The following is a 16,568-nucleotide window of genomic DNA, read 5'->3' as shown; positions in this document are numbered from 1 at the left end:
TCGCAGTAATGGAAGTTCCACAAAAAGACACATCAAAATATGGCATCATCAACCCTGGTGAGGAATTAGAAGATGGATTGTTTAATGTGAAGAATTTTGTTGAAAAACCAGATCCAAGTAAAGCCCCAAGTAATTTAGCCATTATTGGACGTTATTTATTAACTCCTGAAATCTTTGATGTATTATCAGAGCAAAAACCAGGAGCAGGAAATGAAATCCAGTTGACGGATGCCATTGATACGTTGAATAAAACACAGCGAGTATTTGCTCGTAAATTTACTGGTCATCGCTATGATGTTGGTGACAAGTTTGGTTTCATGAAAACAAGTATTGAATATGGGTTAACGCATCCAGAAGTGGGAACACCATTAAGAGAATATATTAAAGAATTAGGCAAACAATTAGAAGCAGAAGGTACTGTACCAAAGAAAGAAAATGACAAAATTGAATTAAAAAAGAAATAAAAAACTAATCTTTTTTAGCAATAAAAAGCTTCAACTGCTCTGTTAAATAAAAGTAGTTGAAGCTTTGCTATTTTTTATTTGTTTAAAAAAAGCGAAAATGCTATGCTAATAATAAGAGAATCAGAAGGGAGTTTGATTATGACAGGCGGAGAAATTGCAGGATTGATTGCAGCAATTGCATTTGCAGTTCTGGTTGTATTTATAGTAAAAGTTTTATTACAATTATCCAAAACATTAGAGAAAGTGGATCAAACGGTGGCAGAAGCCAACACGACGATTGAAATCGTCACGAAAGATGTGGATCTCTTATCCAGACAAGTAGAAGGGTTACTGGTTAAAAGTAATGAATTGCTTTTAGATATCAATGGCAAAGTAGAGACGATTGATCCTTTATTTACAGCAATTGCTGATTTAAGTGTAAGCGTATCAGAGCTTAATACTTCAAGTAAAAACATTGCGACAAAAGTCGGTGGTATCGGTAAAACAACCGCTAAAGCAACTGTTGCAGGAAAAGTTGGAGGAACAGCTTTAAAATTTTTCAAAAATAAAAAACACAAAGAAACGACAGGGGGAATTTAATTATGGCAAAAAAAGGTGGATTTTTACTAGGAGCAGTCATCGGAGGAACAGCAGCAGCAATTGCCGCATTGTTATTGGCGCCTAAATCAGGTAAAGAATTACGCGATGAGTTAGCTGCTCAAGCAGATGATTTTCTTGATATGGCTTCTGATTACACAGACATGGCAAAAGAAAAATCAGCTGAATTAACCGATATTGCAAAAGAAAAGGCGCAAGACTTATCTCAACAAGCTGGCGACTTAGCAGGTAGTGTCAAAAATAAAGTCAATCATACAGCTGATGATGCAGAAAATGAGTCAGAAGACATTCTATTAACATTAAAAGAACAATCAGAAGATTTATCTCAGCGTTTTAAAAAATCAGCAGATGAATTAAAAAAGCCAGTTAATCACATGAATGAAACAGTAAAAGATGCTTCAGAAGATATTTTAATTGATGTCAAAGACCATGCAGCAAAAGCCGGACAAACGGTGAACGAAGGTTTGGATGAAGCAAAACCTGTGGCAAAAGAGTCAAAAGAGCTGGCTGATATGGCAAAAGAGGATGTAAAATCAGCAAAAGAAGAATTGAAAACAACATTGACTGATGGTGAGAAATAGAAAATAGTTAGTGATGTTTCTATTTAAAAATTGAGCCTCTCGATAAAATTCCAATGATTGGATTTATTGAGAGGCTTTTTTTTATTCTTCTAACAGGGCAACCGCACGAACCCAACCGGCGCTTGCATTTTTTATTTTAATGGGATAACAACTGATTTTAAATCCTGTCGGCGGTAATTTATCAAGATTTGTTAATTTTTCAAGATGGCAATAAGTTTTTTCAATTCCCGCAAAATGGCCTTCCCAAATAATCGAAGGATCACCAGTTTCGTCAAATTCCTTTGCAATATATGGCAAAGGTCTATCCCAAGACCATGCGTCTGTTCCAAGGACTCTTATCCCATGATTAAGTAACCATAACGTAGCTTCTCTACCTACGCCGCACCCACTGACTAAATAATTTAACGTTCCCCAGTGTTGGTCTGCACCGGTTCGAATCAATACAATGTCTTTTTCTTTCAATTGATAATTAATTGTAGCGAGGGCTTCTTCAAAATCTTCAATGGTTAATTTATGACCATCTGGCTTATCTGAGAAATCTAAAACTACACCATCGCCATGACACCAATCAAGGGGAATTTGATCGATTGTCCAAGCAGGTTTTCCTTTATCCATTGTTGGATGATAATGATAAGGTGCATCTAAGTGGGTTCCTGAATGAGTAGTTAACTGAATTTTCTCGATCGCCCATGCTAATCCATTCGGTAAATCTTCTTTTTTAGCTTTTCCGAAGAAACGAAGCATATCTGCTACACTTTTTTCGTGATCAATATAGGTGATTTTAGGAATCATTTCTTGTGGATCACTGGGTAAATTATTTTCGATAGTGATGCTTAGATCAATTAATTGCAACTTCTAACAACTCCTTAAGGCATTATTTTTATACCTTAATATAACGTAAAAAAATTTTTTATTTTTATTATTTTTTTTTCTTTTTAAACAAACTATTCAAAAATAATTTATGTTTTTACCATAGGAAATTAAAAAATTCTTTGTCAGATGATAGAACCAAATAAAAGCAAACTCTTTACACCGAACAAAGTGGGAAGAGTTTGCTTTTATCATTTATTTTCATTAGTAAGTTTGGTGTAACTAATCAAGAACCAATAATTCTTTTGGTGTAGTTGTAAAAGGTATACAGCCATCTTTTGTCACATAAACGCAATCTTCAATACGTACGCCTACTTGATCAGGAATATAGATACCTGGTTCAAGAGAAAAACACATGCCTTCTTCGATAACTAAGTCATTTCCTTCAACAAGAGAAGGAAACTCATGAACGGTTGTACCGATCCCATGTCCTAGACGATGGTTAAAATATTCACCATAACCGTAACGATTGATCACGTTTCTAGCAATTTGATCTAGTTCAGCAGCAGTTATGCCTGGGCGAACAGCTTCTTGCGCTGCTAGTTGTGCTTCCAGAGTGATTTGGTAAATTTTTTCTTGAAACTCTGTTGGCTTTTTGTAGGCGACTGTGCGAGTCGCATCACTGCAGTAACCATCCCAGACAACACCTAAGTCAAACAGGACAAGCTCGTTAGGAGCAATTTTAGTATTTCCAGGGGCGCCATGCGGGCTAGCTGCATTTGTTCCTGCTAAAACAAGAGTATCAAATGACATTTGAGAAACCCCTTGTTTTTTTAGCTGATACTCAATTTCTGCAATAATGGCTTGTTCAGTTATCCCTTCTTTCACAGCTTTAAAGCCAATCTCAAAAGCGACATCTGCCCATTTACCTGCAGCAAGTAACTGTTCTTTTTCTTCAGGAGTTTTGATCAATTGAAGACGTTGAATAATGGCAGTTAAATCAATAAAAGAATCTGTACCTGTTAAACAATCGGAAATCGCATCAAAACGTTCAACAGTTAATGCATTTTTTTCGATACCAATCTTGCCAGGTTGGCCATAACGGGTACGAATTTCTTTTCCAATAATCTCCCAAGGATTTTCGCTGTCTAAATAGCCACGAACATCAAATGCCCAAGCACTGTTTTGTGCATCCTCCACTTCTAAAGCTGGGGTGAATAAGAAAGGATCTAGTTCAAGTGGAATAAATAATGCGAGCACGCGTTCATGGGGATCACTTTCATATCCTGAAAAATAAGCAATGTGTCCAGGATCGCTGATATAAGCTAAATCCACTTGTTTTTGAGCCATCCATTGACGTAATTCGTTTATTTTTACGTTATTCATATTGGCGTCCTTCTTTCTGATTTTATTGAATTATTAAATAATTGTACCATTTAATAATTAAAAGACCAATGTTTCTAAAGTGAAAAATATAATTATTTTCATGAAAGCGGTAGTAAAACGGTTGCAATTTCGAGTAGAATTTGATATCCTATTTTAGAAATGTAAAGCGTATTTTCAGAAAACATATAAAGAGTGGATAGGAGATCAACAATGGAAAAGCAAACAATTACTATTTATGATGTAGCGAGAGAAGCAAATGTTTCGATGGCTACTGTTTCACGTGTCGTTAACGGCAACCCCAATGTCAAACCTGCAACAAGAAAAAAAGTGTTAGAGGTCATTGATCGTCTGGATTATCGTCCGAATGCCGTTGCACGCGGATTGGCTAGTAAGAAAACAACGACAGTCGGTGTGATTATCCCAGATGTTAGCAATATGTTCTTTGCTTCTTTGGCTCGTGGGATTGATGATGTTGCTACAATGTACAAATACAATATTATTTTAGCTAATTCTGATAGCAATGATCAAAAAGAAGTAAATGTATTAAATAATCTTTTAGCAAAACAAGTAGATGGCGTAATCTTTATGGGTCATCACATTACGGATGAAATTCGTGGAGAATTTTCTCGTTCGAAAACGCCGGTTGTTTTAGCTGGTTCCATTGATCCTGATGAACAAGTGGGTAGTGTAAATATTGATTACACATCCGCGACAAAAGATGCAGTAAACTTATTAGCTAAAAATGGCAATAAAAAAATTGCTTTCGTCAGTGGTGCATTAATTGATCCAATCAATGGACAAAATCGTTTGAAAGGGTATAAAGAAGCTCTACAAGAAAATAACTTACCATACAGTGAAGGCCTAATTTTTGAAGCAGCCTATAACTTTAAAGACGGTTTGTCATTAGTAGAACGCATCCACAATAGCGGAGCAACAGCTGTGTATGTTTCAGATGATGAGTTGGCTATTGGTATCTTAGATGGACTTTTAGACAAAGGCGTGAAAGTACCGGAAGAGTTTGAAGTCATTACAAGCAATAATTCTCTACTTACAGAAGTTGCTCGTCCACGTTTAACAAGTATCACACAACCATTATATGATCTTGGAGCAGTTTCTATGCGTTTGTTAACCAAAATGATGAACAAAGAAGAAGTAGAAGAAAAAACAATTGTGTTACCATACGGAATTGAAGAAAAAGGTTCAACGAAATAAAGAATCAAATCAATCAGTAAAGTGACTAAAAAAACAAGAGTAAGGTGTTTGTCCTTCTCAAAAAAAAACAAGTCTAAATTTGATGAACATACTCAAATTTAGACTTGTTTTTTTTTATCTTATGCTTTAGTTGAATAGTGAAGAGCCAAGAAATGAAAAAAAGAAACGCTCAAAGAATATCTTTTTTATTTTTTACGATACATCTCGTATTTGCCTATTTGTTCATGTTATACTGAGTTGTTTAGAGACACTGTAACTAAATTTCTGATTTGCATCAACATCAAATCATACAATGGATTCATGCGTTTACATTGTTTCTATATGTTTCCAGTGTTTTTTGGATGTGTCGTTAAGTCGTCTCGTCAGTTAATTTATGCTTTCTTTTTATGGTTATGGCTGATGAATAAAAAATTAAATACAGAGAGAAAGGTCCTTAAAAATGCCTATTTTGACAGATAACTTTGTGAATTTTGTAATAATAGCTGGTTTCATTATTATCCATTTGAGTTCTAGCTTTTTCTTAACCAGAAAATTAAATGTTCAAAAGATGTCTTCTTTTGCTGCAGGGGTTGGCATCTCTTATGCCATTGTTCATTTATTACCACATTTGGCTTATTTTCAAACGGTATTAATTGATAAGTTTGCGTGGGAGGCAGGAATTTTTTATACACATACCATCTATGCGATTGTTTTGGTAGGATTAGTCGGAAGCTATGTGGTATATAAAATAGATGAAAGAACATTTATGGTGTTAGAAAAAAAAGACATGGCTCAAGCGAATCATGTGTATTTTTGGTCGGATATCTCTTTTCATATGGTTTATAATGTAATGATTGGTTACTTAGTAATTGTAAATACATTATCCGAACAATTTTACATCTTGACTTATTTTATTGCTTTTGGCTTACATTTTTTGATGAGTGATTGGACGTTATACCATCATCACGGGGAATTATATAATAAATTTGGAAGATTTTTACTTTCCTTTAGTATTTTTGCAGGGGCGTTTATCTCGGTTATTGTCACATTACCTTATTATTTAGTCGTTTGTATTGAAGCACTCATTACAGGAGCATTACTTATGGATATTATTAAATTTGAATTACCAAACGGTAGTGAAGGCAGTATAAGGTATTTTTTAATTGGTACGGTCTTTTCAGGTATATTGTTTGTGTTTATATAAGCGTATACATCATTGACAGATGAACAAGTGTGGATAGCTAGGAAAAATGTCACGATAGAAATTGCAGAAAAACAAGCCTGAATTTGACAATAATATACAAATTCTGGCTTGTTTTCTTTTTTGAAAAAATGGTTGCTTCACTCACATGATTGAATCAATCTTTTTTCTTGTCGTCTTTTGTTTCTGGATTTGCTCTTGCAAAAGCAGAGGCAGTGTTCCAGTAATCTTTATAATTTTCATCTGTTCCACCGATACCAAATTTAAAGGTGGCATTTTTCGGACCATTTTTTGCCCAAAGTGATTCTACTGTTTTCTTTGGTGTTTCGATGGTTTTCTTATCAACCGTTACTTTCCCAGTTTTTTGTCCAGTAAAAGCAGCCACTTTTTTCTTAGAGACATCCGCTGATAGTTCAAACTTCTCATTTGTACCAAAAATGGTTGGATTTACTTGATAGATTTGGTTGATTAAATTTGCTAAATAGCGAGAAGATCGTTTCCGTGCTTCTGAATCCATCCCAGTATTATCATCATGACCTGCCCAACTGCTGATAGTAATCGAAGGGGTAGAAACGATTAACCAAGAATCTCGGTATTCATTTGTTGATCCGGTTTTACCAATCCAATCGGCTTTTCCTAATTCACTATTTAAACTAGTGATATTATCTTTGAAGGGAGTAGTAATTTTTTCAGTAATGACACTGCGCATCATGTCATTCATAATGGATGCCGCAGCTTCTGAATACACTCTTACCGGTTTTTCTTCGTGTTGATAAATGACTTTTCCAGAATTATCGGTAATCGAATCAATCACGTATCCTTCTTGGTATATTCCGCCATTTGCTAGGGCTTGGAAACCGTTTGTTTGTTGTAAGGTGGTGACATCTATCGTTCCTAAGGGTGCGGATTCAACACCCCAGTTTGAGTTCATTGGGTAATTCATTTTTGCTAAATAATTGTCATAGGCATATTGTTTCGAGCCACCATGATCAAGAACGCTTTGATATAAGTGATACGCAGGAATATTGTTAGACCATTCCAACGATTCACGAACAGTTTGGAAAGTATTGGAACCTTCATTTGTTGCATTGACAATTTTTTCCCCAGCGTTGCTTCCTTCTTGCCAAGTTGTTGCATAATCAGAAACGCGCGATTCTGAACCGACTATCCCCATATCAATTGCCGGACCATATACCAATACTGGTTTAATGGAAGAGCCAGCTTGTCTTTGTGTATCGAAGGCGTGATTATTTTGGCTTTGCAAATAATCTCGACCACCTACAAAACCATAGATCCGACCAGTTTTGTTATCCATTAAAACATTCCCAACTTCTACCGGTGTTGCTTTTCCATCATCAAGAAGAGAACCATAATTTTTAGCAGCTTCTTGCATAGCGGCATAAATGTTTTTGTCAATTGTTGAATGGATGGTGTAGCCTTTGTTTTGAATCGTTTGTTGTGCTTTTTGATAATAAGCTTCATACACTTTAGAATCTGTTAAATCAGCACTGTCTTTTTCAGCTAATTGTTTGGTGATGATCTCAGTCGCTGCATTCATGACTGTGTAGTATAAATATTCACGATCACTTTGTTCTGCAATTTGTTGTGGCAAGAAATCTTTCGTTAAATCATACGCTTTTGCTTCTTCATATTGTTCTTTTGTAATTTTATTTTCACGATACATACTAAAAAGAACGACATCTTTTCGTTTTAAGCCTGCGGAAAGATCTTCTTTTAATGCACCTGTGTTGGTATAAGGACTATACGTGATCGGGCTTTGTGGTAAACCAGCGATAAATGCAGCTTGAGGTAAGTTAACGTCTTTGGCATTGACACCAAAAATTCCTTTAGCAGCTTCTTGAACACCAGCAATATTTTGTCCTTTATTGTTTCTTCCAAATGGTGAAACATTCAAATACATAGAAATAATCTCATTTTTTGAAAAATACTTTTCGACTTGTGCAGCTAGCAATATTTCATTGGCTTTTCGCTTGAAAGTCGTTTCGTCAGTCAAAATTTGTTGTTTGACCAATTGTTGAGTCAGTGTTGACCCTCCAGACGAACCGATTCCAGTTGCTTCAGAAAACAAAGCACGTAATACAGCCTTAGGAACATAGCCGTTATGTCGTTCAAAATACTCATCTTCTGTACTAATAATAGCTGTTTTCAACAAAGGTGAAATTTGATCAGAAGGGAGGGCTGTCCGCATTAAATCAGTTTGAATCTTTGATATTTCAGAGTTGTCGGCATAAACGAGTTTTGATGTTTCTGTAATGTTACCAAGTTCTGATTGCAGGGCTTCTTTGGTTGGTATTTCGGTATCTTCAACAAGATAGGCAAAATAGCCAGCTCCAATACCCACTCCAAGGGCTGCGAGTAGCAGAAGAAGGACAATCATAAAAACAGTCAATGATTGAAAGACCCCAAAAGCAATATTTGCGCCCATCCATTTTTGCTTTTTTCTTCGTTTTTGCTTTTTCCGAATATCTTTACGTGGCAAAAGGGTTCACCTCAACTAATAGTTTTATTTCGCTAATTATAGCAAATAATGGAACAAAAAAACAGATAAGGTGATTTTTGTGTCATTATTTATACTTTTCTTTTCTTCCATATGAAAAAATCTTGTTCTGCTAAAGGGTAATTCTAGCAGTGTATTTCTCATAAAAATAATTTTTCCTGCAAAATAAAGACAGCTGAGTACAGGTAGTAGGTAGTAAACTTTCTTTTGCCCCATATTTCAGTTAAGATAGAAGGGATGTAAACTTATCTAGTACCTTTATTAATGAATGAAAGTGGCAAAAAGATTGGGCGAACGAGTCAATAATTGCCTTTAGGAGGAAGATTTTTATGTTATTAGGTTCACACGTGAGTATGAGTGGCAAAAATATGCTCTTAGGTGCAGCGCAAGAAGCTGCAAGTTATGGCGCATCTACTTTTATGATTTATACTGGTGCTCCACAAAATACGAGGAGAAAAGCCATTGAAGAGATGAACATTGAAGCAGGAAAAGAATTTATGCAAACGCATGGTTTATCCGATATAGTTGTTCATGCACCCTATATCATCAATTTGGGAAATACCATAAAGCCAGAGATGTTTCCATTTGCGGTTCAATTTTTAAGAGAAGAAATTGTTCGAGCAGAAGCTTTGGGAGCTAAGCAAATTACTTTGCATCCGGGAGCACATGTAGGGGCAGGTGCAGAAGCTGGCATCGCAAAAATCATTGAAGGATTGAATGAAGTGCTAACGAAAGAACAAACTGCCCAAATTGCGCTGGAAACGATGGCAGGAAAAGGCACTGAAATTGGGCGTACTTTTGAAGAATTGGCTCAAATCATTGATGGTGTGACGTTAAATGAAAAATTATCGGTCACATTTGACACTTGTCATACAAACGATGCTGGCTATGATGTGCGAAATGATTTTTCAGGAGTAATGACAACCTTTGACAAAGTGATTGGCTTAGATCGTTTAAAAGTGTTGCATATTAATGATTCAAAAAATCCACAGGGGTCTCATAAAGACCGTCATGCAAACATTGGCTTTGGGACGATTGGGTTTGAGGCATTAAATAAAATTGTTCATGATCCGATGTTTGAGAAAATTTCTAAGATTTTAGAAACTCCATATGTAGGAAAAGAGAAAAAAATGGCTTATGCTCCTTATGGAAAAGAGATCAGTATGCTAAAAGAGCAGAGGTTTGACTCAGAAATATTCCCAGAGCTATTAGTAGAAGTAAATGGATAAACTATTCGAAGCTTAATGTTCCTTGTCCATTAAAAGAGACAAAATCAATGATGCTTTCCCAAAATTAGGTGAAAAGCACTGATTTTGTCTCTTTTTCTTCGTTTTAAGTTGATTGTTCCTTGTTGTTTACTTTTGATTGACTATGCTCATGATTGCTTATTATCGATAGAAGCTTCTTGCAATTTTTTTTCATACTTTTTATTTCCTTTATATAAATCAACAATCGTCCAACACAATAAAGCTAAAACAACAAAAATGATGAGATAGGCAAGTGTATCTGCCCACATTAATTCACGTGTGGTTGCTTGATCTCCAAAGAAACTTTCTATTTGTCCAGGTAGACCACGTAGATTTAAAAAGGTAAGACTAATGACTGAAATCCATCCTACGATTTTAACAAGGAGATTGTTTTTAAATTGTTTGCCCATTTCTGCTTCACTATTTGTCATCATCAACAATGGAATCATTGAAAAAGGAAGCGCAAAAGCAAGAAATACTTGTGACTCATTCATTAAATGATTTAAAGCAGTATGTTCTTCGATTGTCCCTTTTGTACTAGTAAACAAGACACAAAGTAAAACGGGGACAACCGACAGTAAACGAGTCACCAGACGCCTTAACCAAATAGGCATGCGCATATGAATAAATCCTTCCATAATTACTTGTCCAGTCAAAGTTCCTGTAATGGTTGAATTTTGTCCAGATGCCAAAAGGGCAACAGCAAACAAAGTGGATAAAATCCCTGATTTTGCTACAGTAATCAATACGCCGTTACTCATTGCAGAAGGATCGGATAAGGCTTCATACAGACCAAAAAAAGAAGGATCTTGAACGGAGCCATTTTTAAAGACAGCGACACCCATGATTAACAATAAAGCATTAACTAAAAAGGCTAATGTGAGTTGAATATTTGAATCCCAAGTCGTAAAGCGTACAGCTCTTGCCACATCTGTTGGATCCTTTCGATCAATTTTTCGAGTTTGAGAAACGGCAGAATGTAAGTAGAGATTATGTGGCATGACAGTAGCTCCGATAATTCCTAGTGCACCTGTCAAAGGAGTTTCGCCACCAATGGTTGGTGAACTAGCAAAAGTTTTGCTGTTAGGGATAAATCCAGCAAATAAACTTCTCCAATCAGGATCAGAAAGAGCCACTTGATAAACAAAGACAAATAAAATGACAAAGATTAAACAAACAACAATTGCTTCGATTTTACGAAAACCGATTTTTGTTAACAGCAACAAGATAAAAACATCAAAAACAGTAATAAATACAGCAAAGACTAACGGAATATCAAAAAGTAGATAAAGGGCGATAGCTGCACCAATCACTTCCGCAATATCGGTTGCCATAATTGCTAATTCAGTTAATACCCATAAAATCACGCCCAGAAGCTTACTTGTTCGAGCACGGATGGCTTGTGCAAGGTCCATCTGACTAACGATGCCTAATTTTGCCGCCATGTATTGTAAGAGCATGGCAATCAAACTAGACATCAAAATCACAGACATCAATAAATATTGGAAATTTTGCCCGCCCGTAATTGAAGTAGACCAATTACCTGGATCCATATAACCTACCGCAACTAATGCGCCAGGCCCAGAATAGGCAAGTAGAGTTTTAAAAAAGCTTTTCCCTTTAGGTACATCTACCGTTCCGTTAACTTCAGCTAAGGATAAGCCGTTGGTATGTTCAATTAATTTTTGTTTATGCGCTTGATTATTCAAGAAAAATCACCTCTTGTTTCTTTCACAAATTCCATTCTACACCTGAATAAAAAATATTAAAAGGAATTTATTCGGTTTGCCTAAAAAAAATATATGGTGTCGTTTTTCATCAGCGTCCTTAATCTCTAACATGAAAACAAACTTTTTAGGTAATTCTAAAGGAAACGCCTTTCTTTTTCTAACAAACTTTAGTAAAATAAATCACTGAGAGCAATTCGGAAACAGAAAGGAGAGATTTACATGGTATCAACAGGAATAGTCGTACTTATCGCAGTTATTGCTTTATTAGTCGGCGCAATCGGTGGATTCTTTTTTGCGCGTAAATATATGAAAGATTATTTAGAAAAAAATCCTCCCGTTAATGAGGACATGTTACGATCAATGATGATGTCAATGGGGCAAAAACCATCTGAAAAGAAAATTCGTCAGATGATGCAACAGATGAAAAACCAAGGGAAAAAATAGGTTCTTCATTAGACACTTCAAAACGGGCTGATTCAATCAGCTCGTTTTTTTTTTAAACTTTTTGAAAACGATTCATAAAAGGAGTTGATTGATCGTTTATATGATAATACCTAAGGAAAATAATCATTTGAAATGAATGAAAAACAAAAAAGTGGGATGATTTCCAATTAAAGGAGGAAAAGAATGTCGATTTTTAGGAAATTAGGTTGGTTTTTCAAGCAAGAAAAGAAGCATTACATCATAGGTGTCTTTTCTTTACTATGTGTTGCCATCGTGCAGCTGGTTCCCCCAAAAGTAATTGGGATTATTATTGATGAAATTGCTGATAATCATCTTTCCATGCGGATCATGTTGTTTTGGATCGCCGTATTGATCGTAGCAGCAATTTTACAATATCTTTTTCGCTATGTTTGGCGGGTAAATATTTGGGGAAGTGCTGCAAGATTGGAAAAAGAACTACGTCAGCGTTTGTTTACACATTTTACTCGTATGGATAGTTTATTTTATCAGAAGTATCGTACGGGTGATTTGATGGCTCACGCAACCAATGATTTAAACGCGATTCAAAATGTGGCAGGAGCTGGTATATTGACGTTTGCTGATTCCATCATTAGTGGCGGAATGACCATTGTTGCGATGGTATTGTTTGTTGATTGGCGTTTGACTTTGCTTGCTTTGATTCCATTGCCTTTATTGGCAGTTGTTTCAAGAGTATTGGGTACAAAACTCCATGATGCCTTTCGTGAATCACAAGAAGCATTTTCTAGTATTAATGACAAAACACAAGAAAGCATTACAGGGATCAAAGTGATCAAAACATTTGGACAAGAAAAAGAAGATCTTGAAGACTTTGAAGAAAAAATCGAACAAGCGATTGTCAAAAATAAACGAGTGAATTTTTTAGACGCATTATTTGATCCTTTCATCACGTTAATTATGGGTTTATCTTATGTATTAACGATTATTTTAGGTGGAAAATATGTGTTAGATGGAACAATTACGATTGGGCAAATGGTCTCGTTCATCAGTTATATCGGTATGCTTGTTTGGCCAATGTTTGCTATCGGACGTTTGTTCAATGTCCTAGAAAGAGGAAATGCTTCTTATGATCGAGTGAACGAATTGTTGCATGAGAAAACACATATCGTAGAACAACTTGGCGCAATAAAAACACCAGCAAAAGGAGAATTGAATGTTGATATCTCAGCATTTTATTATCCAAAGGAAGAATTACCAGCACTTAAACAAATCAAATTTGCTATCAATGAAGGAGGCACACTCGGCATTGTTGGCAAAACGGGAGCGGGTAAAACGACCATCATGAAATTATTGATGCGTGAATACGATGATTATAAAGGACAAATTAAATTAGGAAATTATTCTCTCAAAGAATATTCATTAGATGCACTGCTACATTCTATCGGTTATGTGCCCCAAGATCACTTTTTATTTTCAATGACGATTCAAGAAAATATCCGATTTTCCAATCCTAAATTATCTGTTGAAAAAGTAGAAGAAGCTGCTTCTTTGGCTTCGATTAATCAAGAAATTAAGGAATTACCCAATGGCTATGAAACGCTAGTAGGAGAACGTGGCGTCTCACTTTCTGGCGGGCAAAAGCAACGTATTTCGATTGCTCGAGCGTTGATTCAAAATCCAGAGTTGTTGATCCTTGATGATGCTTTATCAGCTGTGGATGCCAAAACAGAAGAAGCAATTTTAAAAAACTTAAAAGAAGTACGAAAAAATAAAACAACCATTATTGCAGCTCACCGATTAAGTAGTGTTATGCATGCCGATGAAATTATCGTTATTGACCAAGGTCAAATTGTTGAACGTGGTACCCATAAAGAATTATTGTTCTTAGGTGGTTGGTATAAGCAGATGTGGGAGAAACAACAATTAGAAGTGAAGATTGAAAAGGGGGAACGTTGATGGAAGATAATTATCAATCCGAGTGGACAAAATCCATTTCCTTAAAAGAACAAAAGAACATCATTAAACGTTTGATCCATTTTGCGAAACCATTTAAAACAACGTTTATTATTGCTATTTTATTTGCTTTTACTTTATCTATCATTAATGTTTTATTGCCACGTATTATTCAAATATTTATGGATGAATATTTAGCCAAGCAATCGGCAACAACACAAATCATTTTCTTCTTTGCGGGACTTTATTTATTTGGAATTATCGTCAAAAGTATCATTTGGTTTTTCCAATGGTATTTGTATTCCACGGCTTCACTTAAAACGTATCAATATATTCGCGTAAAACTATTTGAAAAACTACATACATTAGGTATGAGATATTTTGATCAAACGCCAGCAGGATCAATTGTGTCTAGAGTAACCAATGATACAGAAACACTTTTTGAATTTTGGTATGTTTTTCTTATGGTATTGACTGGTCTTTTTGCAGTTATTTCATCATTTATCGCTATGTTTCAGATCAATGGGAAAATTGCGTTATGGATGTTAGTATTTTTACCTATTTTAGGTATCGTCATTTGGTATTATCAAAAATTTAGTTCCCGTATCTACCGAAACATGAGGGAGAAATTAAGCCAGTTAAACACTAAATTAAATGAATCAATTTCTGGCATGCGCATCATTCAACAATTCCGTCAAGAAACGCGTTTAGCAAATGAATTTGAAGCAGTGAATCAGGACTATTTAGCGACACGGTATGCCATGATCAAAACAAATTCTTTGTTGTTAAGTCCCATCATCAGCTTTTTATATGCTTTAGCAATTGCTTGGGCATTGACTCTTTTTGGGATCGATGCATTAAATTCCCCAGTGGAAGTAGGGTTAATTTATGCTTTTACTACGTATGTCCAAGGTTTTTTTAATCCCATGTCTCAAATGATGGATTTTCTAAGCGTATTTACCGATGGGATCGTAGCAGGTAGTAGAATCTTAAAAATTATGGATACAAAAGAATATGCACCACAACAGCATGTTGATGCAAATAAAAAGATAACCGCTGGGAAAATTGAATTTCGAAATGTCAGTTTTTCTTATGATGGAAAAAACAATGTATTAAACAATATTTCATTTGTCGCACATCCAGGAGAAACGGTCGCATTAGTCGGTCATACTGGCAGTGGTAAAAGTTCAATCATTAATGTACTGATGCGATTTTATGAGTTTTATGAAGGACAAATTTTAATTGATGACCAAGATATTCGTGACTATCCAATGAACGAACTTCGTAAGAAAATGGGATTAGTTTTACAAGATGCTTTCTTATTCTATGGTGATATTGCTGGGAACATTCGCATGATGGATCCAGAAATTACAGATCAGCAAATTCGTGAAGCAGCGGAGTTTGTCCAAGCAGATCGTTTTATCAATGAACTACCAAAAGGATACCACTCAAAAGTAATTGAGCGGGGTGCAAGTTATTCCAGCGGGCAACGACAATTAATTACGTTTGCTCGAACAATTGTGACAGATCCTAAAATCTTGGTTTTAGATGAAGCAACTGCAAATATCGACACAGAAACGGAAAGGTTAATTCAAGAAGGCTTGTCTAAAATGCGTCAAGGTCGTACGACAATTGCCATTGCTCATCGACTATCAACGATCAAAGATGCCGAACTTATTCTGGTTCTAGACAAAGGAAACATTGTAGAAAGAGGAAACCATGAAGCGTTACTAGCACAAAAAGGCCTATATGCCGATATGTACCGCTTGCAGAGTGAATGATAGAAGAATAAGAAAATAGCATGGTAAGAAAATGGTTTTCTTGCCATGTTTTTTTCTATTTTAGAAAACAGCTGGACAAGAGAAAAAATGGTTGAATTTGTTTTCTATTTTTTAGTAAGTCAGGAACGCATGAACAAAACAATCCCAAAAACCTTTTTAAGAAAGCGTTGACAAAAACGGTTGTTTTGGCTAATATAAAGGAAACAAAATAACTTGGATAGTGATTGCATCAAGCAAGCTAAACCTAATGAGTCACCATAATTTCTGTGGTCGGCTTTTTAGGTTTTTCTTTTTGCTCTAAACAACTTAAAAATGTAGATCATAGAAAGGAGAAGCTATGCGGATTGAAAAAATATTGAACAATAATGTCGTGATTACAAGAAATGAACTGAACCAAGAGATGATTGTCATGGGCAAAGGTTTAGCATTTAAGCGAAAGGTTGGGGATTTAATTGCCGAAACGAGTATCGATAAAAAATTTCAAGTAGCTGATGACCGTCTTTCGAGACATTTTCAAAAGTTAGTACAAGATATCCCATTACAGAACTTCTGAACGAGCAAGCCTCCGGTTTTAATCGTGGGATGACAGTGAAATAGGTAGGAGGGTTCTCTACTAAGAACTCGAAAACTCTATCCTTTCTCGTTTATTGTTGTACACAACTGTATATTTTATCAATGAATATACG

At 35.5% G+C, this 16,568-nt stretch carries 14 protein-coding genes; 10 read left to right on the top strand and 4 right to left on the bottom strand.

The window, feature by feature from the left end; genetic code table 11:
* From EVI01_RS11980 to EVI01_RS11970, 3 genes are all read left to right on the top strand, one after another.
* Positions 1–464 (top strand): sugar phosphate nucleotidyltransferase (locus EVI01_RS11980; RefSeq protein ID WP_261766399.1); only part of this gene is annotated, 464 nt, incomplete at its 5' end.
* A gap of 138 nt (positions 465–602) precedes the next feature.
* Complete coding sequence (locus EVI01_RS11975; RefSeq protein ID WP_010752478.1) at positions 603–1,043, top strand: DUF948 domain-containing protein; 441 nt, start codon at positions 603–605, stop codon at positions 1,041–1,043.
* A gap of 2 nt (positions 1,044–1,045) precedes the next feature.
* Complete coding sequence (locus EVI01_RS11970) at positions 1,046–1,642, top strand: YtxH domain-containing protein (protein ID WP_010752477.1); 597 nt, start codon at positions 1,046–1,048, stop codon at positions 1,640–1,642.
* A gap of 81 nt (positions 1,643–1,723) precedes the next feature.
* On the opposite strand, the gene EVI01_RS11965 is transcribed toward EVI01_RS11970, so the two are convergent.
* Positions 1,724–2,494 (bottom strand): cyclase family protein, encoded by a 771-nt coding sequence (locus EVI01_RS11965; protein WP_010752476.1) that lies wholly within the window; start codon positions 2,492–2,494, stop codon positions 1,724–1,726.
* Between the two features lie 240 nt (positions 2,495–2,734).
* A complete protein-coding gene (locus tag EVI01_RS11960) occupies positions 2,735–3,838 on the bottom strand; it encodes a M24 family metallopeptidase (RefSeq protein ID WP_010752475.1) in 1,104 nt (367 codons plus the stop codon).
* Between the two features lie 210 nt (positions 3,839–4,048).
* Here EVI01_RS11960 and ccpA point away from each other — a divergent pair, with 210 nt between their 5' ends.
* Positions 4,049–5,050 (top strand): catabolite control protein A, encoded by a 1,002-nt coding sequence (ccpA, locus tag EVI01_RS11955; RefSeq protein WP_010752474.1) that lies wholly within the window; start codon positions 4,049–4,051, stop codon positions 5,048–5,050.
* Positions 5,051–5,489: 439 nt separating this feature from the next.
* On the top strand, positions 5,490–6,233 hold the full coding sequence (locus EVI01_RS11950) for a hypothetical protein (protein WP_010752473.1): 744 nt from the start codon (positions 5,490–5,492) through the stop codon (positions 6,231–6,233).
* A 154-nt stretch (positions 6,234–6,387) separates the two neighbouring features.
* Here the strand turns inward: EVI01_RS11950 and EVI01_RS11945 are convergent, their stop codons facing one another.
* On the bottom strand, positions 6,388–8,730 hold the full coding sequence (locus EVI01_RS11945) for a transglycosylase domain-containing protein (protein WP_010752472.1): 2,343 nt from the start codon (positions 8,728–8,730) through the stop codon (positions 6,388–6,390).
* Between the two features lie 347 nt (positions 8,731–9,077).
* Between EVI01_RS11945 and EVI01_RS11940 the strand changes: the two genes are divergently transcribed.
* The gene (locus EVI01_RS11940) at positions 9,078–9,977 is read left to right on the top strand and encodes a deoxyribonuclease IV (protein ID WP_010752471.1); all 900 of its coding nucleotides are present in this window, start codon (positions 9,078–9,080) and stop codon (positions 9,975–9,977) included.
* A gap of 146 nt (positions 9,978–10,123) precedes the next feature.
* On the opposite strand, the gene EVI01_RS11935 is transcribed toward EVI01_RS11940, so the two are convergent.
* The gene (locus EVI01_RS11935) at positions 10,124–11,704 is read right to left on the bottom strand and encodes an Nramp family divalent metal transporter (protein ID WP_010752470.1); all 1,581 of its coding nucleotides are present in this window, start codon (positions 11,702–11,704) and stop codon (positions 10,124–10,126) included.
* Positions 11,705–11,944: 240 nt separating this feature from the next.
* Between EVI01_RS11935 and EVI01_RS11930 the strand changes: the two genes are divergently transcribed.
* The 4 genes from EVI01_RS11930 (at position 11,945) to EVI01_RS11915 (ending at position 16,435) form a co-directional block, all read left to right on the top strand.
* Complete coding sequence (locus EVI01_RS11930; RefSeq protein ID WP_010752469.1) at positions 11,945–12,169, top strand: YneF family protein; 225 nt, start codon at positions 11,945–11,947, stop codon at positions 12,167–12,169.
* Between the two features lie 183 nt (positions 12,170–12,352).
* Positions 12,353–14,104 carry an ABC transporter ATP-binding protein gene (locus tag EVI01_RS11925; protein ID WP_010752468.1) on the top strand — a complete coding sequence of 584 codons (1,752 nt, stop codon included), beginning with the start codon at positions 12,353–12,355 and terminating at the stop codon, positions 14,102–14,104.
* Positions 14,104–15,882 (top strand): ABC transporter ATP-binding protein, encoded by a 1,779-nt coding sequence (locus tag EVI01_RS11920; protein ID WP_010752467.1) that lies wholly within the window; start codon positions 14,104–14,106, stop codon positions 15,880–15,882. Before EVI01_RS11925 ends, EVI01_RS11920 begins: the two co-directional genes overlap by 1 nt.
* A gap of 337 nt (positions 15,883–16,219) precedes the next feature.
* Positions 16,220–16,435 carry a CAT RNA binding domain-containing protein gene (locus EVI01_RS11915; protein WP_010752466.1) on the top strand — a complete coding sequence of 72 codons (216 nt, stop codon included), beginning with the start codon at positions 16,220–16,222 and terminating at the stop codon, positions 16,433–16,435.
* The last annotated feature ends 133 nt before the right edge of the window (positions 16,436–16,568 follow it).

The sequence above is a fragment of the Enterococcus villorum genome (genome assembly GCF_007990225.1).
Lineage (GTDB): Bacteria > Bacillota > Bacilli > Lactobacillales > Enterococcaceae > Enterococcus_B > Enterococcus_B villorum.
The sequence above is the reverse complement of the archived record's forward strand: the minus strand, read 5'-3'. Positions and strand labels throughout refer to the sequence as shown.

Excerpts from the sequence above, each read along its gene's own strand:
- EVI01_RS11975 (WP_010752478.1), top strand. The coding sequence starts at position 603 with ATGACAGGCGGAGAAATTGCAGGATTGATTGCAGCAATTGCATTTGCA.
- EVI01_RS11970 (WP_010752477.1), top strand. The coding sequence starts at position 1,046 with ATGGCAAAAAAAGGTGGATTTTTACTAGGAGCAGTCATCGGAGGAACA.
- EVI01_RS11960 (WP_010752475.1), bottom strand. The coding sequence starts at position 3,838 with ATGAATAACGTAAAAATAAACGAATTACGTCAATGGATGGCTCAAAAA.
- ccpA (WP_010752474.1), top strand. The coding sequence starts at position 4,049 with ATGGAAAAGCAAACAATTACTATTTATGATGTAGCGAGAGAAGCAAAT.
- EVI01_RS11950 (WP_010752473.1), top strand. The coding sequence starts at position 5,490 with ATGCCTATTTTGACAGATAACTTTGTGAATTTTGTAATAATAGCTGGT.
- EVI01_RS11940 (WP_010752471.1), top strand. The coding sequence starts at position 9,078 with ATGTTATTAGGTTCACACGTGAGTATGAGTGGCAAAAATATGCTCTTA.
- EVI01_RS11930 (WP_010752469.1), top strand. The coding sequence starts at position 11,945 with ATGGTATCAACAGGAATAGTCGTACTTATCGCAGTTATTGCTTTATTA.
- EVI01_RS11925 (WP_010752468.1), top strand. The coding sequence starts at position 12,353 with ATGTCGATTTTTAGGAAATTAGGTTGGTTTTTCAAGCAAGAAAAGAAG.
- EVI01_RS11920 (WP_010752467.1), top strand. The coding sequence starts at position 14,104 with ATGGAAGATAATTATCAATCCGAGTGGACAAAATCCATTTCCTTAAAA.
- EVI01_RS11915 (WP_010752466.1), top strand. The coding sequence starts at position 16,220 with ATGCGGATTGAAAAAATATTGAACAATAATGTCGTGATTACAAGAAAT.